The sequence below is a fragment of the Pseudoalteromonas tunicata genome (genome assembly GCF_002310815.1).
GTDB lineage: Bacteria > Pseudomonadota > Gammaproteobacteria > Enterobacterales > Alteromonadaceae > Pseudoalteromonas > Pseudoalteromonas tunicata.
The window spans coordinates 1,900,135-1,922,718 of sequence record NZ_CP011032.1 but is presented as its reverse complement, the minus strand read 5'-3'; the positions used below and the strand labels follow the sequence as shown (position 1 = coordinate 1,922,718).

Below are 22,584 nucleotides of genomic sequence, written 5' to 3'. Positions count from 1 at the left end.
ATCACCGAAGAATGAAAATAAATTTTATATAAACAATAGCTTAAAGCTGTTTAAAATCATTAGCTTTTTAAAGCTAACTGCGTAATTAAACTGTCATGAATTTGTAAGGTTGGTTTTTCTTTATTAAAAGGCGCAATTGCCAACAAAGGCATTGGCAAACGCTGTTTTAGGCTTTGAATGTTTTCTTGCTGCATCAACATAGTCGAATCAACATGATTGGCAATCCAACCAATGCAATTGACGCCCAGTTGCTGCATATGAGCGGCAGTTAACAACGCATGATTTAAGCAACCCAATTTCATTCCAACCACTAAAATAACGGGTAAATTTTCTTTAACAACAAAATCATATAAATATTCTTCATCGTTAATAGGCAGCGCCCAGCCACCAGCGCCTTCCACCAATAAATAATCAGCTTCGACAGCTTTAATCGCTCGATATGCGGCACTTAAGCCCAATACATTTAAAGCAGCATGATTAAGTTTTGCCGCGATGTGCGGGGCTATTGGCTCGGCAAATACAAACGGATTCACTAAGGCATACGGTACATTAACGTTGCTACTTTCAATTAATGTCAAAGCATCTTCATTAACCAGCTGATCAAACGCTAATTCCGCACCTGCTGCAATCGGTTTAAAACCTAATGCTCTGTGCTTATATTGGCCAATTAATTTGAGTAATAAACTGCTGATATGGGTTTTACCGACCTCAGTATCGGTGCCTGTGATAAAAAAAGATTTCATTTTTCTAGTACCATGTAACCAACATAATAGCTGACATAAAATTCGCCTTGTTGGTGTGGATAAGCAGATAAAACCGTTTGAAAGGCTTTTTTGCCTAATAAACCGGTCGGTTGATGGGCCATTTTTGTATTAGCACCAATGGCTTTAATTGATTTAAATGCCTCTAAAGCAGTTGCAAAACCTTGTTGATGAAGTTTACTGTGTAGCTCAATTACTTTAAAACTACTGTGATCGGCAATATCTTTAAACTCGTCATATGAAATAAAACTATTAATATGTTTTTGATTATCAATTGCTTGCCATGCTTGTGCAATCTCAGCTAACGAACCTGCCAAAACATTAGTCAAATACACCCGACCGCCTGGTTTTAGCATTTGATGTAATTGAGACAATAAAGTAGCAAAATCTTGCGACCATTGGCTGGCAAAATTACTAAACACCGCATCAAAACTATTTGGCTGAAAAGGTAATGCATCCATATCAGCACAACATTTAAAATCCACCAGCGAAGCAGGTATTTGAGCCAACATGTGTTCACTTAAGTCTAAGGCGATAACGCGAGTAAATAATTTTTTTAATGCGCGGCTATTTACGCCAGGGCCTGCACCGAGATCAAGACAGATCGCATTTGATCTTGGGCTGATCTGTGAAATTAAATAATCTGCGCTTTGCTGTTGAACTAATGCAAACTCTTGATATTGCAACGCCGCTTTTGAAAATTTATCGGCAGTTAAACGTTTAAAATGCGTAGTGTGTTCTAAATTAGCAGTCATAACGTTCTTTTTAATTGATCTACCAGTGCAACAATTTGCTCATCTGAATGGGCTGCGGTCAGTGTAATGCGAAGGCGAGCGGTATTAACAGGCACTGTAGGTGGTCGTATCGCGCCAACCCAAAAGCCTGCCGTTTTAAGTTGTTGGCTCACTAATAGCGTGGTATCAGCATCCCCAATGATCAAAGGTTGAATCGCGGTATCAGAATTCATTAACGCGAGTTTAGCCTCAGAAGCTAGGTGTCGAAACAAGGCTATATTATGAGCAAGCTTTTCTCTTGCAGCATTAGCAGCAACCAAACTTTGCACTGCAATCAAAGTCGAATGCGCAACCATAGGCGACATTGACGTTGAGTAGATGTAATCTCGATTAAACTGCAGCATAAAATCTTTAACCGCAGTTGAGCATAATAACGCAGCGCCAGATGATCCCACCGCCTTACCAAAAGTAATAATCAATAGTTCTGGTCGAATCGCATTGCCATCAACAAAACAACTTCCTAAGCCATTTTTGCCAAGGACACCAAAACCATGGGCATCATCAATCATCAGCCAAGCATCGTGACTTTTTGCAAGTTCTGCCAGTGCATCAATAGGCGCTAAGTCGCCATCCATCGAAAACACCCCTTCACTGACAATTAACTTATTGTTCGCTTTTGATTTTTCTAACTTAGCACGTAAATGATTCATATCATTATGATGAAAGCGTGTCATGGCGGCTTTGGCAGCTAAGCCACCGTCAATCAAGCTTGCATGATTTAGTTTGTCTTGAAAGATTTCACTGTCTGGTGCTGACATGAGGGTTTTAAGTACACTACTATTGGCGCTAAAACCACTGGTAAACAGCAAACAAGCATCATAACCGAGTGTTTGGCATAAAAAACGTTCTAGTTCAGCATGACTGGCATGATAGCCCGTAACTAACGCAGAGCTTTTACTGCCAAGCGTAGCCGATGAATGAGCTAATGTTGAAGTAGCTGCAAGACCCAAATAATCATTACTGGCAAAATTGATATATTCACGCCCTGCCACTGTCATGGTGCTGGGCGTCGATGAGGTGATTAAAACGCGCTCGCGAAGGAGCGCCTCTTTTTTTCGCAGAGCCAAAGCACACGCAATATAGTCAAAAGCCATTAGCGTGCTTCGTAAAAAAGCCCTGCCGTTTCTTTATCGGCAATTGCAGAAGATAACGACGCTTCATAGGCTTCATCTGAATAATCTTGATGGGTTTCTGGCTTCATGCCTAATTTTTTCAGCAATTGCATATCAGCATCTGCTTCAGGATTTTCAGTAGTGAGTAATTTATCACCGTAAAAAATCGAATTTGCACCAGCAAAGAAACACATAGATTGCATCTGTTCATTCATTGCAGTTCGACCTGCAGAAAGACGTACATAACTTTTTGGCATCATAATACGCGCAACAGCAATGGTGCGAATAAACTCAAAATGATCAAGATCATCAACATTCTCAAGCGGCGTACCTTTTACTTTAACTAGCATGTTAATTGGCACACTTTCTGGTTGTTGCGGTAAATTCGCAAGACTCATTAATAAACCAAAACGATCTTTAGCTTCTTCGCCCATCCCCACAATACCACCAGAACATACTTTCATTCCTGCATCACGTACGTGATCAATGGTATCTAAACGGTCTTGATAGGTACGCGTAGTAATGATTTGCTCATAATATTCTGCTGAGGTATCAAGGTTGTGATTATAATAGTCAAGGCCTGCACTTTTAAGTGCATGCGCTTTGTGATTATCGAGCATGCCAAGCGTCATGCAGGTTTCAAGGCCTAACTCTTTGACCCCTTTCACCATTTGTTCGATATAAGGCATATCACGATCTTTTGGATCAGACCATGCAGCGCCCATACAAAAACGGGTTGCACCTTTGTCTTTAGCTAATTTAGCTTGCTCAATCACCTTTTCTACTTCCATTAAACGCTCACGTTCAAGATCAGTCTTGTAATGGCCTGATTGCGGGCAATATTTACAGTCTTCAGGGCATGCACCGGTTTTAATCGACAACAATGTCGAAATTTGCACTTCATTTGGTTTAAAGTTTTGGCGGTGTACTGAGGCAGCTTGAAATAATAAATCGTTGAATGGTTGTTCGAATAATTCTTTAACTTGGCTAAGTGTCCAATCATGACGGACGATGGCGTGTTGCATAGTGTTCTCTTTTAGTTTGTCTCTATCGCACTTATTGGGTAGTCTACGGAGCAAACTATAATTGTCAACATAGCCAGCGCACCTTAAGTTTACATATGAACAATAAACAACCAATTGATATTGAATTTGATAAAAATCACATTTGGCACCCATATACCTCAATGACAAAGCCCTTGCCGGTGTACCCCGTTAGCCATGCAGAAGAAAATTTTATTTACCTCCAAAGCGGTGAAAAACTCACAGATGGTATGGCCTCATGGTGGAGCGCAATCCATGGCTATAATCACCCTCGTTTAAATGAAGCGGTAACCAAGCAACTGGCTAAAATGAGCCATATCATGTTTGGTGGTTTAACCCACGAGCCCGCTGTTGAACTTTGCAAATTGCTGGTTGCCATGACACCTGAGCCATTACAAAAAGTATTTTTAGCTGATAGTGGCTCTGTTAGTGTTGAAGTAGCGATAAAAATGGCGTTGCAGTATTGGCTCAGCCAAGGGGTAAAAGGCAAAAGTAAACTGATGACTCCAAATAAGGGCTATCATGGCGATACGTTTGCAGCAATGAGCGTATGCGACCCAGTAAACTCAATGCACAGTATGTATCAAGGCTTTTTACCTCAGCATGTGTTTGTGCCCGCACCACAAAGTGGCTTTTTTGAACACTTTGATGAAAATGAAGCGCACACTTTGCGTGACTACTTTGTTCGCCATCATCATGAAGTCGCTGCGTTTATTGTAGAGCCTATTGTACAAAACGCAGGGGGAATGAATTTCTATCACCCTGATTATTTAAAAACTGTCAGAACGCTCTGTGATGAGTTTAATATTTTATTGATTTGTGATGAAATTGCCACTGGCTTTGGCCGTACCGGCACGTTGTTTGCGGTTGAGCATGCCAATATTAACCCAGATATTATGTGCATTGGCAAAGCGTTAACCGGTGGTTACATGACGCTTTCTGCCACTCTGACCACCAACAAAATTGCCATAGGGATCAGTGAAGGCGAAGCTGGCGTATTGATGCATGGCCCAACTTTTATGGGCAATCCCCTAGCCTGTGCCGTAGCGTGCGCCAGTATTGAATTATTACAAGCGAACAATTGGCAAAACCAAGTGGCCGTGTTAAATAAAACATTAAATGACTCATTATTACCATGCCAAGCCCTTGAAAGTGTGATTAATGTAAGAGTATTGGGCGCTATTGGGGTCGTAGAAGTTAGCCATTGTGTGGATGTTGCGCTAATACAACAACGCTTTATTGAATATGGTGTTTGGATCAGGCCTTTTGGCCGTTTAATTTACCTTATGCCGCCGTATATCAGTACCCCTGACGACATAAAACAATTAGGACAAGCCATTTTTGACGTGTTGACACAATATCCTGAGGTCTTAAAACGCGAATAATTACACAGCTGTATGTGTAGTAAACAATTAAAGAACTTAGAAACAATAAACAAAAAAGAGTGAGGATTGCTCACTCTTTTACCATTCAAACATATAAGCCATTTTACTAATGGTTTTAAGCGCTACATTGTGACTATTGCGCTGGCTGTACAAATGCTGCATGGACTTGTCTTTAATATCGCCAACAATCACTTCTTTCACTTGGTAACCTAAAGCATGGGCTACTTCAAGATAAGGTAAAAACTCCCATTTTTTAATATTGGTATTATCAACAATCACCAAAGGGACTTCTTGACCAAGGGCTCTAACAAAGCGTGATAAATTTAAACTGTGGTATTCAGGCAATTTAAACTTATCAAAATGATAGCCATCATCTTGATAGAAATAATCATCGGTAGAACAAATCAAAAATTGGTCTTCGTCACCATTAACCAGCTCTTGGCACAATTGCTGTGCATAATAGCTCTTACCACTGCCAGGTAAGCCTCGTAATATAAAAACTTGTTTCATGTTATAAACTGACAACTAAAAGAAAAGAAAGAGAGATAATCAACAAAGTGATTAAATTAACTTTAAGACTATCACTTTGTCGCCTTGCACGAAAGCGATTCAATACAATGGTTAACAATGATAAGCCTGCGCACACGTATAATAATGCAATCAACACTTCTTTTGGAGTATGAAGCCACCCTTCTCGTACTGATAAATTAAAATAGCGAATAATCCCGTATTCTATTTCAGGCCGAGCGTAATGAAACATCACTAATGCCGCTAAAAAAGTAAGCCAACACGCAATATTTAATCCCATTAGGATTTTATTAAATAAATCAGAATGTTTTCTACGTTCAACCAAGTTATCAACTTCCTTTGAGTTGCTTGTTTTAGCAATCATAAAAACGTAGAACTGTCTAAAATACAAGCATTAATGTTTGAAAAGCGTTTAAAGTGTTTTTTTCTGGTAAATTCAAAGGTAAGATAGCTCTCCCATCGCTTAGGTACGCCTAAGCTAATATTCTTTAATTTGCACATTCGTATTGTTGTAAATAGTACAGGCAACGTTAATCATTGGAGTGAAAATGAGCCATTCAGCAATAGCACAGCTATTAAAAGGCGCAGTTGCAGTCGATAGTCAGGTTACAGTTAAAGGCTGGATCCGCACGCGTCGCGACTCAAAAGCAGGTATTTCTTTCTTAGCCGTTCATGACGGTTCTTGTTTTGATCCTATTCAAGCTGTAGTGCCTAATTCACTTAATAATTATAATGACGTTACCACGTTAACTGCGGGTTGTTCAGTCGAAGTAACTGGCAAACTTGTTCGTTCTGAAGGTCAAGGTCAATCCTTTGAAATCCAAGCTGACGAAGTAAACATCGTTGGTATGGTTGAAAATCCAGATACCTACCCAATGGCTGCAAAACGTCATAGCATTGAATATTTACGTGAGCACGCCCATTTACGCCCACGCACAAACATGATTGGTGCCGTAACCCGTGTACGTAACTGTTTAGCACAAGCAATTCACCGTTTTTATCATGAGCGTGGTTTTTTATGGATCAGCACCCCCATCATCACAGCCAGTGACTGTGAAGGTGCCGGTGAAATGTTCCGCGTATCAACCTTAGATATGCAAAACTTACCACGCGACGATAAAGGTAATGTTGATTACAGTGAAGATTTTTTCGGTAAAGAAGCATTTTTAACGGTATCAGGTCAGTTAAATGGCGAAACGTACTGTTCTGCGATGTCGAACATTTATACTTTTGGCCCAACATTCCGTGCCGAGAACTCAAATACTTCTCGTCACCTTGCTGAGTTTTGGATGGTTGAACCTGAAGTTGCTTTTGCAGACTTAAACGATATCGCAAAATTAGCCGAAGACATGCTGAAATACGTTTTCTCTGCCGTGCTTGCTGAGCGCCGTGATGACATGGAGTTTTTTGCTGAGCGCGTTGAAAAAACAGCTATATCACGTTTAGAAAGCTTTGTTGAAAAAGACTTTGCACAAGTAGATTACACCGATGCTATCGAAATCCTTAAAAACTGCGGTAAGAAATTTGAATTCGCTGTTGAATGGGGTGTCGATTTACAATCTGAGCACGAACGTTACTTAGCAGAAGTGCACTTTGAAGCACCTGTAGTCATTAAAAACTATCCAAAAGACATCAAAGCATTTTACATGCGTCAAAATGAAGATGGAAAAACAGTCGCGGCAATGGATGTTGTTGCACCTGGCATTGGTGAAATCATTGGTGGTTCACAACGCGAAGAACGTTTAGATATTCTAGATGCGCGTTTAGAAGAAATGGGCTTAAACAAAGACGATTATTCTTGGTATCGTGATTTGCGTAAATACGGCACAGTACCGCATTCAGGTTTTGGCCTAGGATTTGAGCGTTTAGTCGCCTATGTAACCGGTATGGGTAACGTACGAGATGTAATTGCGTTTCCTCGCACCAAAGGCAGCGCAACGTACTAATCTAATCGCGTCTGTTTATTGATAAAAATCGGCTTACTAGCCGATTTTTTTGTTTTTAATTAAATCTGTTGTGTGTACCTAAAATCAAACAATACTTGCAATACTGTGTTACGCTTACTTCATCTTAGCAATCACAAGGGATGGACATGGCTAAACTTACACACGGATTAAATATCGGCTTAGAACGCCACGGCGAAACAATTTTTTTATCATTAAAAATTATTGGCACTCTTAGCCACGAAGATTACACCCGCATTATTCCCATTATCGAAAGCGCAATTTGTAATTTAAAGCACCCTCAGGTCAATGTACTGATTGATGCCGATGAACTCACAGGTTTGGAACTACGTGCTGCCTGGGACGATTTAAAGATTGGGCTTAAACATAATAATGATTTTGGTAAAATTGCGATTTACGGTCATAAAAAATTGCAAGCAATCATGGTCAAAATGACTAGTTGGTTTATTAGTGGCGAAGCAAAATACTTTGAAGACAAAACGGCCGCTCTTAATTGGCTGTTTGATTAGCCATTTAATTAGCAACAGTAATAAAATCAATCATATTGTAATAAAAAAGGGGTAATATACAGTATTGCCCCTTTATACATCAACGTAACAAGAATTAACTTAAATGGGTTATAAACTGTTGACCATTTGATTGAAAATAATTGCCAGAATATTAAAGATAACGGTAGAAAACGCACCATACAACATACCTTTGTTAAACTTTTCTTTCTCAATCGAAAAACGTTTAGTTTTCTGGGCGCTTAGCATAAAACATAACATTGACATCATTAACAGCCCAAGTAGACTCACCGGGGCTTTGCCATACGTAATAGCAAACATCAGCATCAAAACAAAAAGTCCGAGCGTAAACCACATAATGGCAAAATATTGATCCAACGATAGTTTTAATAGTTTCACGTTCAACGATCCCTAATGTTCTAACAAGCTGTTATCAACTAATTTAAATAATGTGTAAGCTCATTTTGGCATGGTATTTTTTCGAGCAGTTGAAGGTTGCATACCAAAACTTTAATTTAGGGTGAGTTTAGCTTTATTTGCTAATAATAACCTTTAATAAACCGTTTAACCTATTTGATCCACTTTGGAAAGTAAGAATGACCCAGCCTAGATTGAGACTAAGCATGATTGTTATCTTCTTTAAGCACTAAACTAACTAGCTTATGCACCAATGGTGACACAAGTAAAATGGTTGAAAATGCCACGGTGAACGCAAATGCCCACGCTTTTAGCCAAATAAAAATAATATTACTGACTAAGCCCACATTAAAGATACTGATAACCAGCGACATAATGCATGACATAAGTAACGACATAAAAAACGAAAATACAATTTTATGATGCTTGCGGTCTATCATGTATAAAAATCCTTAAATTAATAAAATAAAACAACTACATGCGAGTTATCAGTTTACTTCAGGCTGTACTAAATAAAACCATAATCGCTAAGCTAACCCAATAGTTTCAATTAACAGCTACTATTGGAGCTCTTTTCATAAAACAAATTCCTAACAAGTAAACTTATCTCATAAAAAGCCTGTAACAAAAAACCCCATACATCATCTGAATTGATGGCAAGTTTGGATGACGAAAAACTACAGGTGCGCGCAACCGCTGTAAAATGTTAGCTTGCGACTTGTGCGATGTACGCTCATTATACGTGTATATTGATAATTACAGCTGGTCGGTGATCAAAGTTTTGGCCTTAAAAGTTATCAAACCAGCTAAAAAAGCACGCCGAACACATTAGCTAATACATGTTCTTTTTATAAAAGAAAGGTGTGGAATCTAAAGCGATTAACGAACGTCTTGCTTGTGCACCTATTTTGCAAAAGCAGTCCCCAATACAGGAAATACTTAACTACCTTGCCTCTCTAAAGGACTACCTTCTTTGTATTAAAAATACATAAAAATCGTTGTCAAATATAGTCAAAAACACACCCGATCACGACGTGAAACCCTTGCTACTAAAAACTTTCACAGATACCAATTCCCCTGTGACCGCGGCCTAAATATAAACAATTGGTGAGTCATGTATTTCATGGATGAAATGTAAGATGAAGCTTGGTCATGGATCGCCTATCTTCGCCGTTGACGTTCACATCTATTGGTTATTTGCCGGAGTAAACGTTATGTTGGTGGCGTTAAGGTGACAAAAGAGCAAGGCACCGCTTTGCAGCTTGAGGAAGTCCACGCATGGATGCTGTTTCTGGGATGTGTTCAAACAATAGTGTTTATTTGACAAGCGCTTTCCAATTTAAAACAGTTGTTTATTTATAAATCGTTAAGTTATAAACAGCTGACGAGTAGAAGGTCTACCAATTAGTAAACTAATTCAATCACGACACACAACCATTGTAACAAAGGAGTGTTTAAATGATAGCGATCGCCATTAACAAGCTAGCTATATTTTCACTCATTTTGAATAGAATTTTACACAATAAAAATTTATGAGTACACTTGCGCCTAAAATTACTCATTTTAGGTACAAACAATGACAACAAATACACTTGAGTTAGCGGTATTATCGGACAATAAAAGCTCGCCTTTAATAACTAGTTCTATTTTCAAGCAATTCGGATTTCTTGCATTACCAGCTATTTTAGGCATGTTAATAAATGGTATGTATAGTTTTGTAGATGCTTTGTTTATTTCTCAAGGCATTGGCGCTAATGCTATGGCAGCTGTTTCATCAGTCTTTCCCATTCAAATGTTTTTAATCTCAATAAGTACCATGCTTGGAAGTGGTATGGCTTCGCTGATTGCTCGTTATCTTGGCGCTAAAAGGCAACGCGATGCTGATATTGTATTTTCAACTTCATTCTTATTATCAATTATTTGTGCATTCATATTTTGTCTTTTTACTTTTTTAGCTTTAGATCATATCTATGAATTACTCGCTGTACCATTAACCTTGCGCGACCAAGCTAGTAGCTACATTACCCCGATCATCATTTTTTGGGTTATTGGCTTTATTAGTAATCAAATTACCGAAGGCTTTAGGGCATCAGGTAATCCAAAAGCCATGATGCAAGTGCTTTCAACAGCATCTATTTTAAATATTATTTTAGATGCACTCTTTATATTCGTATTTGAATGGGATGTAGCCGGTGCAGCATGGGCTACAATTATTGCAGTAAGTTTGGGTTTAATGATGGCTATAGCACTACAAAAAAAGGGAGAAAGTGCCGTTTCTTTTTCATTCAAAAACTTAACTAGCCCAATAAAGATTCACTTTAAAATTTTAAGCCTTGGTTTACCTGTTTTACTTTCTCATGGTGGCTTTTCTATTACAATTGCTGTGACTGTTTATTCAATATCGACCGTTTTTATTGATGTATCAGAGCCTTTAATCGCAGCTCATGGCATATTAGTTAGGTGTTTCATGTTTTTATTTTTACCTATAATTGGCATGATGGTCGCTTTACAAACGCTATCTGGATATAACTTCGGAGCGAAACAATATCAAAGAGTAAAACAAGCCTATCTTGTTGCAATCGCCATGAGTGCCACTTGGGGAGTCGTGGTGACAGGGATACTGTGTTTCTATTCAGATACATTATTAGCAATGTTTACAAGCAACGCTAATATCATAAAACTCGGAGCTAATATTGCACCTATTTGCTTTTCAGGCTTCATAACAGCGAGCTTTTGTATGATGTCTAGCGGATTATTTCAAGGCTTAGGAAAAGCTTTACCTGCTACATTATTAGACGCAGCAAGAACGTATGTTTTACTTTTACCGCTCATGTACTTTTTACCCAGCCTCATTGGCCCTGAAGGGCTATGGTTTGCATTTCCAATCGCTGATATCACTGGTGGGCTATTTGCGTTCATTTATTCCCTTATTTACCTAAATAGGTTAATCAAACACTCAACTTAATAAAATATTCATATTGGATAATTAAACAATAACGTAATAGCGCTTACTATTATCGTGATGAAGTTACGTTATTAAAATTTATTAATTAGCAGCGAAGATAAATATTTAAAAACAATAACTTGAAAATAAAGTTAACAACGATTTATACATCAAAAACGCATAGATCACTCAAATAAACAGGTTTTTTTTCAACAGGCCGTTAACACTCCTATAAAAAAGCACCCGCTTCCCACGATAAAAGTAAGACTAAATATCTTTTTCCAATTCCCTATTACAGGAACGTATGTTAATTTACATTTGTTTACGTAGTACCTAATTGGGGTTCAGGTGAGTATAAGTAAACATTAGGCCATTTATTATTTTCCAGGGAATATGAAAGATGTCGAATCAAGAAAATATTATATCCATTGTAGGGGCTGGAGTTTCGGGAATTATATGTGCACTCACGCTCGCTAATTTTCATTTAGGTAGCAAAAAGACAATTCGTGTTTTTGAACATAAAAGGCGTGTTGGTGGTAGAGCCCATGCAATAAAAATTCAAGAACAATTTATCGATCTTGGGGCAGGTCGGTTTTCACCACAACTTCATAAAAATATTAATGAACTAGTTGCACATTTTAATATTGAAAATGAAAGCTTTCCTTTTACGCAATTAACCAGACCACAAGAGCTACATAGTCAATTAAAAGAAATTTTAAACAAATTAAAGCCCATGTGTGACGAACATAAAGATGACTCATTCATCAACTTTTTAACGGCTTATTTAGGTGAAGATCAAAGTAAAGACATCATTAACGCGCTTGGATATGATTCTTTAGCCCTGCCCTTTATAACCCCTAATATTGCATACGACATAATAGAAAAACATCCAGAGATCCAAGGGTTTTCTGATAATGCAGGCTATACCTGGCGAAACCTTAAAGAAGGGTTTTGTACTCTTCCACAAATATTGTATGACCGCGCAGTCGAATTAGGCGTTGAATTCCATTTTGATTATGAACTCATCACTATCGATAACCATGAAAAAACGCCCGCTTTAACTTTAAAAACCAGTAATGATGATATTGTACGCATCACTCAAGGTGACATGATAGTCACATTACCTCCTACAGCCATGAGCAGGCTTAATTGTAATTTCCCACAAGATTGGACCCACTACACATATGGCTCAATTCCACTTTTTAAAGGCTTTCTTTTTTATGAAAAGCCTTGGTGGCAAGATTTATCTTTAACAGATCATGTGATTATTACCAATAACCCAATCAGAAAACTCTACTTTAAAGATAATCGATATATCTTTTTTTACACAGATAGTGATTTCGCTAATTACTGGCAAGAAACGAGTCAACATGGCGAAGCCCATTATTTAAAAACAATAAAAGAATTTATGGCTGATGCAATTCAATGCGATGTTGATCACATACCCGACCCGATAGAGCATACACATAAATATTGGATACATGGCGTTGAGTTTTCTAAAGAGTGTAGCCCTACTCACCCACTAAGTTTTGTCCATAAGAAAAGTAAAATCATCTCTGCTTCAGATGCTTATACACCACACTGTGGCTGGATGGAAGGCGGTGTTATGGCAGGAAAGAGTGCAGCGTTAAAGTTACTCAAACGTCTTGAGGCTGAAGAAGAAAGCCAAACAGATAATCACAAATAAAAATATCAAGCAATAATCAATATAGGAAATGACATAAAATGAGTATTCTCGATTTACCCCGAGTTCATTTTAAAGGAGCGGCACGTGTTAACGTGCCCACTGCAAACAGAAATATCAATAATACGCTTGATATCGCCACTAATACGGTTTTACAAAATGGTTCTGGGTTTGATTTAAAACAACACCCCAGCAAATGCCATGAATATTTAAAATCTTTTACACCCAAATTTAATCATTTAGGCCTAGAAGATCCTGAAGGCGACTTTAATCAAGTTGCGGGATATAACATGATAGGTAATAACCATTTTTCTTGGGAAAATACCTATATTACATCAGTACAACTGCATTATGGGCAATATCAAACCACCGATCCTATCGTAGGCAGCAAACTAGGGTTATGGGGGCACTACAACGAATATTTAAGAACATCTTTTAACCGCGCTCGTTGGGTTGATAATGATCCAACACGGCGTGATTCGGCTTTAATATATGCAGGCCAACTCACAATTAGTGATGCTAATGCGTCAGCAAATACGGCACATATATTTTCTTCAGATATAGATTGCACCCATGGTGTTCGTTGGCTAAATCCTAGATATATAATCGATCAACCCACTCATTTTTTATCTAACGAGATGGCTGAAGCAAGGTTGTTTCAATTTTCTGTTTGTAAAAAGAATCAAAACTTTTTATTTAACCAGTTGAATATCGATTCTCCTTTTTTAGCTCAACTGAAAATAGCGCTTGAAGACCCTGATGTGCTTGGCTTAACAGTTCAATATTGTGTATCAAATCTATCTCCACCTCAACAACCTGATACACCTGTTTTTTGTGATTTACATGGCACCATCGGCTTATGGCGTAAACATGATATGGCTACAAACCCAACAGGCCGTATTTTACAACCAGATAACCCATTACAGTTCTCACCAATTACAGTGACAATTCAAGACGGTTGGGCAAGCTTAAATATGCCTATCAGTATTCCACATAAAGCGTATTTAGAGACGTTACCTGTAAAAAATGGCATGCCTCCAAAACTAGCAGATAAAGTATCTTTGGGAGATTTAGTTTTAAAATCAAATAATGGTGAAATTATTGCGATTTTACCTGAGTCAATTTATCAAAACTCAGACAACAATCATGTTTTTGATATTCCTTTAAAAATAAGCAATACATCACTTGATGATCAATCTCTTAGATTAGAGTCAAACCAACATACTTGGCACGAGTTGGATTGGCATATTCAAGCTGAACAACACATTATCGCGATTGAATCATCCAACCCTAACGACGACAGTAAAAGTACTCAAGAAATAGATATCTTCAGCTACTTTAGAGGTCAACCTCAAGCCATTAAGAACCTAATTCCCTTTATAGCAACACCGAAAACAATTAATTGTGATGCATATATTGAAACTGACCACCAAGGTAGAGGGAAACTAATAATTGAGAGCTTAGCAGCAGGCAGTGGAACGCTTTTTTTAGGCGAGCACCATAATCCCATTCAAGTACGAATTCTCAGTGATGATTGGCACTTGCTCGACGTGGCAGACGAAAAGGTCGATTATGATTTTCTTTATCATAATGTGATGGGTTATTACGAACTACTCTACCCCTTTATGGCAGACAAAGTATTTAGTATGGCCGATAAATGTAAATGCGAAACTTACGCGCGCTTAATGTGGCAGATGTGTGATCCAAATAATCGCAATAAAAGTTATTACATGCCCAGCACTAGGGAGATGTCGTCTGTAAAATCGCACCTCTTTCTTAAATATTTAAGTAATGTAGAACAATCGGCAATTCCTAAACCCCTCCCCGATTTACAACAACCAATCACAATAAAAGGTGATATAAAAAATAAAGCACAATTAATAGCAAAGCTTCGTGATGCAGTCGATCTCGAACTATCTATTATGCTGCAATATCTTTACAGCGCATATTCTTTACCAACTTATGCAGCAGGAGAGCAACTTGTCAATTCTGGCCGTTGGACTCAAGAACAATTAACTTTAGTTAATGGGACAAAAGACAGGCGAAAAGAAAGTGGTTGGCGCGGCGCTATTTTAGAAATCGCGCATGAAGAAATGATTCATTATTTAGTAATTAATAATATTTTAATGTCTTTAGATGAACCTTTTTATCCTGGAGAGCCTATTTTTGGGCAAGCAGCAAAAGATAAATTTGGTTTAGATACTGAGTTTTCTTTTGAACCATTCTCAGAACATATTATTGCTAAATTTGTTCGTTTTGAATGGCCACATTTCTTTACTTCAGTCGGAAAATCAATTGCTGATTTTTATAATGAAATTCGCGTGGCGGTCAATGAAATTCCTGATTTATACAGCAGTGAAATAAGCAAAAAAGGCGGTGAGCATCATTTATTTTTAAATGAAATCATAAATCGTGCGTATCCCCATTATCAATTTGAAGTGTATGATAAAGCAACAGCATTATTCGCTATCGATTTTGTTACGGAACAAGGCGAAGGTGCCAGTGCCGATTCACCTCAATTCGAATTAAGCCATTTCAATCGTTTACGAGCAATTTCTAAAAAACTCACATTAAGTGACATTCCGTTTGAACCCGCATATCCAGTATTGAAAAACCCTGTTATTAGCGAACGCAAGGGATGCCATGTCGTCACCGATACTGATAGCAAAGCTTTGATGACTTTATATCAAGGTTGCCATGAACTTATGTTCAAAATGATGATGCAACACTTTGCGCAAACAACCAAAGGTAGCATGAGACGATCTCGCTTAATGAATGCAGCCATTGATTTAATGACTGGTATTTTAAGACCTTTATCAGTGCATTTAATGACTTTACCTTCGGGTATTGCGGGTCGAAATGCAGGGCCTCCTTTACCGCGAGCACTTAATTTTAAAGCGATGGATGATTATTACCAAGGTTGTTTTGCACTCGCCAAAGAATGTAAAAGTCTCGCAAAAATGGCAAAAACAGTCTGCGCAACACCGACAGAAACACAAATAGAACTACTCGAATTTTATCATAACCAAATGATCGAACTCGCAACCGGAAAATTATCAAGGGAAGGTTAGTAATGAAAAAAATAATCATTGTTGGTGGTGGCCTAGCAGGCAGCCTAACAGCTATTTTTTTAGCTAATAAAGGTCTTGAAGTACATGTCATTGAAAAACGGTGTAACCCGTTACTCGATCAAAGTGATTACATAGATCAAGTTAGTTCAAGAGCTATCGGTGTCAGTATGACTGTGCGTGGTATTGAGGCTGTTGTTAATGCAGGCATTCCACTTAATGAGTTGCAAGATTGTGGTATCGAAGTATCTGGCATGTCTTTGTTTGTTGCCGGTAAAAATAAAATACGAAAGTTGCCTCCATTAGATAAATTAAAGCCGCTATCCCTTAGTCGCAGTGATTTTCAGTTATTACTCAACAAATATGCAGAAAAAGCAGGTGTCAATTACCATTTCAACCAACGCTGCATTGAAGTTAACTTAGATAAATGCCACTTATTAACTAAAGATCTGAATAATAACTTTATTGATCACTATGGTGAGTTATTAATTGGTGCTGATGGTGCGCGTTCTTGTGTCAGAGATGCCATGCAAACCCATTGTCGCCGCTTTGAATTTGAGCAGTCATTTTTCAAACATGGTTATAAAACATTAGTGATCCCTGATGCAAAAACCGTTGGTTTAGCACCTGATTTATTGCATTTTTTCGGCATGGATTCTAATGGTCAATTTGCAGGACGAGCAGCCACAATTCCTGATGGGAGCATAAGTTTTGCTGTGTGTTTACCCTTTAATGGCAAAGTTAGTCTGCATACAGATGATAAAGAAGCAATGCATGAATTTTTTGAGCGTTATTACAGCATGCTGCCTCAAGAAATACGCACTGAATTACTTGAACAATTTATGGTTAAGCCCAGTAACGACTTAATCAATGTCAGGTCGTCTACCTTCCATTACAAAGATAAAGCATTATTGATCGGCGACTCTGCTCATGCAACCGCACCATTTTTAGGCCAAGGTATGAATATGGCATTAGAGGATGCCTATGTTTTAGCGGGGCTATTTGATAAATACGATGGTAATTTAGCTGATATTTTACCTGAGTTTACAAGCTTGCGAAAAGTAGAAGCAGATGCCATGCAAGATATGGCACGAGCCAACTATCAAGTATTAAGTTGCTCAAATCCTATTTTCTTTTTAAGAGCTCGCTATTTACGCTACATGGGAAAAAAATTTCCAACGCTCTATCCCCCTGATATGGCTGAGAAATTATATTTCACCACAATGAAGTACAGCACAATTAGACACCTTCAACAAAAGCAAAATGTTTGGTACAAAATAGGAAGATTAAACTAATGAATATTCTTGTGATCGGAGCAGGACCTGCTGGATTGATGTTTTCTAGTCAAATAAAAAAATTAAATCCTGATTGGAACATCAATATTATAGAAAAAAACAACCAAGAAGAAAGTGTTGGTTGGGGGGTGGTGCTACCAGGGAGAGCACAACAGCACCCTGCAAATCCACTTTCATATTTATCAAATCATGAGTCATTAGATGCGCAATATTTAGAGCAATTTAAACTCACTCACCACAATGAATCAGCTTTAACTGAAACTGGCGTTACATTATGTGGTGCAGAACGTAAATCAATGGTGCGTGAACTTAGACAATTATGTATTGGCTTGGGCATAAACATCCAATATGAAAAACCAGCATTAGAATTAAATGATTTAGAGTGCGATAACTATGATTTAGTTGTGGTGTCTAACGGCATTAATCAAACATCAACATATTATAAAGACGCATTAAAACCGACGGTTGAATTCGGTAAAAATCGTTATATGTGGTACGGAACAACCCAAAAATTTGATGAAATGAATTTAATTTTCAAAACGAAAGCTAAAGGTAATTTTGTTGCTCACTGTTATAAATACTCCAGCAATATGAGTACTTTTGTTGTTGAATGTAGTGAAGAAACGTATCGAAACTCAGGTTTAGATGAAATGTCGACTCAAGATGCAGAAACCTTTATCGCATCAGTCTTCCATGATGAACTCAATGGACATGAAGTTATCTCTCCTAAAGGATTAAAATGGCGTCACTTTATGACCTTGAGACATGAAAAAGCATATAACGGTAATATTGTATTAATTGGCGATGCATTACAATCTGGGCATTTTTCTATAGGTCATGGCACAACCATGGCGGTTGTTGGCGCACAACTATTAGTTAAATCAGTGCATTACCATGCAAAAAACATCAATAAGGCATTAGCAGACTTCGACAAACATGTCATGCCACTGATGCAGTTATTTGATCAGCATGCAAGTACGAGCCGATTATGGTTTGAAACAGTTGAAGATCGCATGCATTTATCAACTCCTGAGTTAGCAAAGAGTTTTGCTACACGAAGAGACAAGTTACCACCTTTGCCACCTGCCCTCGGGCAAGCACTCGAAAAAGCGTTATCTAGAGGAGCGCAATAAATGCAACTGAGTAAAATAACAAAAAAGCCACCTTTATTACCTGCTCAATGGAGCAGTAGCTACATATCATACTGGATGCCAATGCAACCTGACGATGATATTACTTCAGGTTATTGTTGGTTCGATTATACAAAAAATGTATGTCGCATTGATGGGATATTCAATCCTTGGCCAGAAATAAAGATGGGTAACAGATTATGGATGTCAGAAATTATGTATCCTAATACCGACGAATCTTTTAAATCGAAAGTGGCTTATGCACGTGAAGATATGAAAAGCATATCAGAATTTTCAGCACAAGTCTTAGATGATGAAATCGATCCGTGTCATGAATTAATACTCACACAAAAAGTATTAATTGAATGTAATGCGCAATATATGGGCATTGAAACGGTGTTAGGGCATCAGGCTGAAAAATGGCTTTTCCAACGCCCTGATAACAAAGGTCCTGCTACATATTACTTTATTAATGGCACTAATCACCTGGTACGTATGATCACCGGAGATCCAAAAATATGTGCATCAGTACGAGATTTTCCTAATTTTAATACCTATAAAATAGATAACGAAATATTCAAACCAGAGCCATTAAAAAAATAACACTCCCTGTAAGAATGAGGGTTAACAGCCATTAATCGTAAAACATATTTTATGGCTGTTATTTCCATCCTCCCATTCAAAATAAATTTAATCCAAAAGCTGATTTAACACGCTGTGCAACTGTTTGAGTTTGTTGATTTGCCAATTCAGTGCCTGATTTTAAAATAGCAATAAGCTCACCTCGATCTGCTAAAAAAAGCGCTCGTTTAGCCCTTATCGGGGTAATTAAATTAATTAAACAATCAGCAAGAATGCCTTTTAATTTAGTGTCTCCCAATCCACCGGCTGCATAATGGTTTTTCAATTGTGTTATAAAAGCTTTGTCTTCATGAAAGGCGTCTAAATAAGTAAATACAACATTACCTTCAACTTGCCCAGGATCATCAACTCTCAAATGATTTGGGTCCGTATACATCGCTCGAACAGCCTTTACTATAAAGTCATCACTACTACCAAAAGTAATAACGTTCCCTAATGATTTTGACATTTTAGCTTTACCATCCACTCCTGGTAACCTTGGCGTATCACTTAATAATGGCTTCGCTTGAGTTAAGATAGTTTTTTGCGCAATGTTATTTAATTTTCTAACAATTTCATTAGTAATTTCGATCATCGGTAGTTGGTCATCACCAACGGGCACTAAAGTCGCATCAAATGCAGTAATATCAGCAGCCTGACTGATTGGATAGCTAAAAAAGCCTACAGGAATTGAGCTGCCAAACTCTTTACTCGCAATCTCTGCTTTAACAGTTGGATTACGCTCTAAACGAGACACTGAGACTAAGTTTGCATAAAACATGGTCAGTTCCGATAAAGCAGGCAATGCAGACTGTAAACAAATTGTCGTTTTAGTTGGGCAAATACCGACAGCCAGATAGTCAGCTAACACATTTAAAATGTTACTAGAAACCTTTTCCGGGTTATGACTATTATCAGTTAATCCTTGTAAATCAGCTATTAAGATAGTTTGGGAATAATGGTTTTGTAATTCGATTCTATTTTTTAATGAGCCAACATAATGACCTAAATGCAGTGGCCCTGTAGGTCTATCGCCGGTTAAAATTTTGTGGTTCATGTGTATTTCCTTCAATTTAAGTAGCGACCGAAAGAAATAGTGTGATATTCAACTGTTACCTTTCGGCAGCCGTTGAACAATTAGATTCAAGTGCCGCTCAAAATAGAGCGCCACCAGCAAATTTGTGAGATAAAACATAAGATTTTCATAGCCATAAACTAGCACTTAATTTGTGAATAAACAATCTTATCGTACCTTTTTTGTTGTTTTTTTAATTCAACTAAAAAACAAAATACATAACATTATTTTAAGGTTAGCTCGACTGCTTTTATTTTGAAGTTAACTGGGTAAAACCATGTGTTTCTGAGTTGAATATATTTAGGCATATTGGCCTCCTCAACGTTTTGAAGAGGTGTCCACTAAAACGGGGGAAGATCACAACTGTACTACTGTACAGCCCACGCCTAACACGTTCCCCACGCCCGCTGTTGCACCGGATGTTAACCCTGAAGCTAATGCATTTTTCAATGAAAATGAATTAAACGCACCAATTGCGCCTGCGGTATTTATTGTTGCCACTACCGCAATCGCGACCTGATAAACCTTGATAACAACAAAAGTAACGTATCAAACAATGGTTTTATAAAGAATCACTTCAATTATTTTTTTGCAATAAAAAAGGCTCATAAGATAACTTGATGAGCCTATCAACAAGCGCGTTTTCGCAACTTGCTAACTAATATGATAAAAAACTGCTTAACACATAGCTGTTAGTACTGTTTGGCCATATTGAATGAGTGCACTTGCTGTATCTTCAGCACCTTTTACTTTTAAGTGGTGTGCAAAAGCTAAACGCCCTGTCATCGCAAGCCAGAAAATCGCACTAATAAACCCGACAATGCGCCAAAGGGTCTTTTTCGATTTTAATGCCAAGGTAATAGAAAGCACATAAAATACAAAGCCCGCTAATTTTGACGTCGCCCATCCATTAGTAAACGGATATAAGTTAAGTGGATTAACTGCAACTAAATAAATAAATGTACAAACAAACAAGGTATATAAAATGTGAGGCCCAATTTTAAGGAGTTTGTTATTTACCTTGTCAGAACCTTTCATCGTTAACGCAAAATTAATAATAAATAGGATAAACGTCAGGGCGATGATCGTAAGATGTGCGTGTTTAACTATAAGATACATATGTGTTTTCCATTAAATGACGGTACTTGCTTAAATTCAATTAAATGTTGTTTAACACCAGCAGTATATAGTGAGGCACAGGGATAAAAAATGTTAATTACCATATTAATTTGATACTTGAGCTCAATTTAAGCAAAGCATTAGGCTTTTACTGCAAAAAGCATTGCTTTAATTTTAGCTAAAATAGGCAAGACTTAGTCGAATAATTAAAACTGCGCTGCTTGTTGTACCACAATACTATGTCGTTGCGCTAAGCGTTGTGGGTCTTTATCGTAGCCACCGCCAATTACAGTGGCGACAGGTACGCCAATACGCTGGCAAACAGACAATACCGTGTGGTCTCGCTTTTCTATCCCTTGCCATGAAATATCGAGTTTGCCTAAGCTATCATGCTGCCAAATATCAACTCCCGCATCGTATAAAACAAGACTTGGATTTAAATCAGCAATTAAGCTTCGAAGCGTTGATTCGATGAGCGCTAAGTAGGCATCATCTTGCATGCCAATAGCCAAGCCAATATCTAAATCACTTTGACTTTTACGAAAGGGAAAGTTTTTTTCGCAGTGAATTGAGCAAGTAAAAATATAAGGGTGATGTTGCAAAATGGCCGCAGTGCCATCGCCTTGATGCACATCTAAGTCAAAAATAAGTACATTAGTGACATCGCCCGAATCAATTAAGCTGGCTGCGGTATAGGCTAAATCATTGACCATACAAAAGCCTGAGCCAAAATCATAGTGGGCATGATGGGTACCGCCCGCTAAATGGCAGGCAATGCCGTTTTTTAAGGCTAATTGAGCAGTCAGTAAGGTACCTTGTGCTTCAATAAAAGTGCGCGCCATTAATTGCTCTGACCAGGGTAAGCCTATTCTGCGACTTGCTTTTTGATCGAGTGTATTTTGGTTTAATTGATGGAGGTAACGCGAGCAATGCACTTTTTCAAGCTCAGATATGCTGGCTCTTAGTGGTTTAAATATGTTGTGATTAACATACCCCGTTTGCACTAAGTGTTGGTATAAATCAGCAAATTTACTCATTACAAAGCGATGATTTGGGTCAAATTCGAACGAATAATTTGGATGATACACTAAGGGTAAATGTGGGTTAATTGACATTATAAATCACGAAACAAACAGCT

20 protein-coding genes are annotated in these 22,584 nt (G+C 37.9%); 9 read left to right on the top strand and 11 right to left on the bottom strand.

The genetic code is table 11. From position 1 onward, the window contains the following. Positions 1–59 precede the first annotated feature (59 nt). The 4 genes from bioD to bioB are packed head-to-tail and all read right to left on the bottom strand — an operon-like array spanning position 60 to position 3,692. Positions 60–743 carry a dethiobiotin synthase gene (gene bioD, locus PTUN_RS08745; RefSeq protein ID WP_009839882.1) on the bottom strand — a complete coding sequence of 228 codons (684 nt, stop codon included), beginning with the start codon at positions 741–743 and terminating at the stop codon, positions 60–62. Beyond that, entirely contained in the window at positions 740–1,516 is a 777-nt protein-coding gene (locus PTUN_RS08740) for a methyltransferase domain-containing protein (protein ID WP_009839881.1), read from the bottom strand. The genes bioD and PTUN_RS08740 overlap by 4 nt, the downstream gene beginning before the upstream one ends. Further along, complete coding sequence (locus PTUN_RS08735) at positions 1,513–2,649, bottom strand: aminotransferase class I/II-fold pyridoxal phosphate-dependent enzyme (protein ID WP_009839880.1); 1,137 nt, start codon at positions 2,647–2,649, stop codon at positions 1,513–1,515. The genes PTUN_RS08740 and PTUN_RS08735 overlap by 4 nt, the downstream gene beginning before the upstream one ends. Then, on the bottom strand, positions 2,649–3,692 hold the full coding sequence (bioB, locus tag PTUN_RS08730; protein WP_009839879.1) for a biotin synthase BioB: 1,044 nt from the start codon (positions 3,690–3,692) through the stop codon (positions 2,649–2,651). The genes PTUN_RS08735 and bioB overlap by 1 nt, the downstream gene beginning before the upstream one ends. Positions 3,693–3,787: 95 nt before the next feature. Here bioB and bioA point away from each other — a divergent pair, with 95 nt between their 5' ends. Continuing rightward, positions 3,788–5,095: an adenosylmethionine--8-amino-7-oxononanoate transaminase gene (gene bioA, locus PTUN_RS08725; protein WP_009839878.1), complete on the top strand. Its 1,308-nt coding sequence runs from the start codon at positions 3,788–3,790 to the stop codon at positions 5,093–5,095. A gap of 78 nt (positions 5,096–5,173) precedes the next feature. Here bioA and PTUN_RS08720 read toward each other — a convergent pair whose 3' ends face one another. Together PTUN_RS08720 and PTUN_RS08715 are read right to left on the bottom strand one after the other, a co-directional pair. Then, entirely contained in the window at positions 5,174–5,605 is a 432-nt protein-coding gene (locus tag PTUN_RS08720; RefSeq protein ID WP_009839877.1) for an AAA family ATPase, read from the bottom strand. Position 5,606: 1 nt separating this feature from the next. Next, positions 5,607–5,948 (bottom strand): hypothetical protein, encoded by a 342-nt coding sequence (locus PTUN_RS08715; protein WP_040644246.1) that lies wholly within the window; start codon positions 5,946–5,948, stop codon positions 5,607–5,609. A gap of 223 nt (positions 5,949–6,171) precedes the next feature. On the opposite strand from PTUN_RS08715, the gene asnS reads away from it, so the two are divergent. Next, a complete protein-coding gene (asnS, locus tag PTUN_RS08710) occupies positions 6,172–7,569 on the top strand; it encodes an asparagine--tRNA ligase (RefSeq protein WP_009839875.1) in 1,398 nt (465 codons plus the stop codon). Between the two features lie 146 nt (positions 7,570–7,715). After that, positions 7,716–8,096: a SpoIIAA family protein gene (locus PTUN_RS08705; protein WP_040644135.1), complete on the top strand. Its 381-nt coding sequence runs from the start codon at positions 7,716–7,718 to the stop codon at positions 8,094–8,096. Between the two features lie 108 nt (positions 8,097–8,204). Here PTUN_RS08705 and PTUN_RS08700 read toward each other — a convergent pair whose 3' ends face one another. Both PTUN_RS08700 and PTUN_RS08695 read right to left on the bottom strand, forming a co-directional pair. Next, complete coding sequence (locus tag PTUN_RS08700) at positions 8,205–8,492, bottom strand: hypothetical protein (protein WP_009839873.1); 288 nt, start codon at positions 8,490–8,492, stop codon at positions 8,205–8,207. A 218-nt stretch (positions 8,493–8,710) separates the two neighbouring features. After that, positions 8,711–8,950 (bottom strand): DUF2798 domain-containing protein, encoded by a 240-nt coding sequence (locus PTUN_RS08695; RefSeq protein ID WP_009839872.1) that lies wholly within the window; start codon positions 8,948–8,950, stop codon positions 8,711–8,713. 1,136 nt (positions 8,951–10,086) lie between these two features. Between PTUN_RS08695 and PTUN_RS08690 the strand changes: the two genes are divergently transcribed. The 6 genes from PTUN_RS08690 to vioE all read left to right on the top strand — a co-directional run bounded on the left by PTUN_RS08690 (position 10,087) and on the right by vioE (position 19,234). Then, positions 10,087–11,475: an MATE family efflux transporter gene (locus PTUN_RS08690; RefSeq protein WP_009839870.1), complete on the top strand. Its 1,389-nt coding sequence runs from the start codon at positions 10,087–10,089 to the stop codon at positions 11,473–11,475. Positions 11,476–11,854: 379 nt separating this feature from the next. Continuing rightward, positions 11,855–13,141, top strand: a complete 1,287-nt coding sequence (gene vioA, locus PTUN_RS08685; protein ID WP_009839869.1) for a flavin-dependent violacein biosynthesis tryptophan-2 monooxygenase VioA — start codon at positions 11,855–11,857, stop codon at positions 13,139–13,141. 38 nt (positions 13,142–13,179) lie between these two features. Continuing rightward, entirely contained in the window at positions 13,180–16,209 is a 3,030-nt protein-coding gene (gene vioB, locus PTUN_RS08680) for an iminophenyl-pyruvate dimer synthase VioB (protein ID WP_009839868.1), read from the top strand. 2 nt (positions 16,210–16,211) lie between these two features. After that, positions 16,212–17,501: an NADP-dependent violacein biosynthesis oxygenase VioC gene (gene vioC / locus PTUN_RS08675; RefSeq protein WP_009839867.1), complete on the top strand. Its 1,290-nt coding sequence runs from the start codon at positions 16,212–16,214 to the stop codon at positions 17,499–17,501. Next, positions 17,501–18,634 (top strand): flavin-dependent violacein biosynthesis monooxygenase VioD, encoded by a 1,134-nt coding sequence (gene vioD, locus PTUN_RS08670; protein ID WP_009839866.1) that lies wholly within the window; start codon positions 17,501–17,503, stop codon positions 18,632–18,634. Before vioC ends, vioD begins: the two co-directional genes overlap by 1 nt. Next, complete coding sequence (vioE, locus tag PTUN_RS08665; RefSeq protein ID WP_009839865.1) at positions 18,635–19,234, top strand: violacein biosynthesis enzyme VioE; 600 nt, start codon at positions 18,635–18,637, stop codon at positions 19,232–19,234. Positions 19,235–19,310: 76 nt separating this feature from the next. Here the strand turns inward: vioE and trpS are convergent, their stop codons facing one another. From trpS to PTUN_RS08645, 3 genes are all read right to left on the bottom strand, one after another. Beyond that, positions 19,311–20,309 (bottom strand): tryptophan--tRNA ligase, encoded by a 999-nt coding sequence (gene trpS, locus PTUN_RS08660; protein WP_009839864.1) that lies wholly within the window; start codon positions 20,307–20,309, stop codon positions 19,311–19,313. Between the two features lie 696 nt (positions 20,310–21,005). After that, on the bottom strand, positions 21,006–21,446 hold the full coding sequence (locus PTUN_RS08650) for a SirB2 family protein (protein WP_040644134.1): 441 nt from the start codon (positions 21,444–21,446) through the stop codon (positions 21,006–21,008). Between the two features lie 206 nt (positions 21,447–21,652). Further along, on the bottom strand, positions 21,653–22,561 hold the full coding sequence (locus PTUN_RS08645) for a histone deacetylase family protein (protein WP_009839861.1): 909 nt from the start codon (positions 22,559–22,561) through the stop codon (positions 21,653–21,655). Positions 22,562–22,584 lie beyond the last annotated feature (23 nt).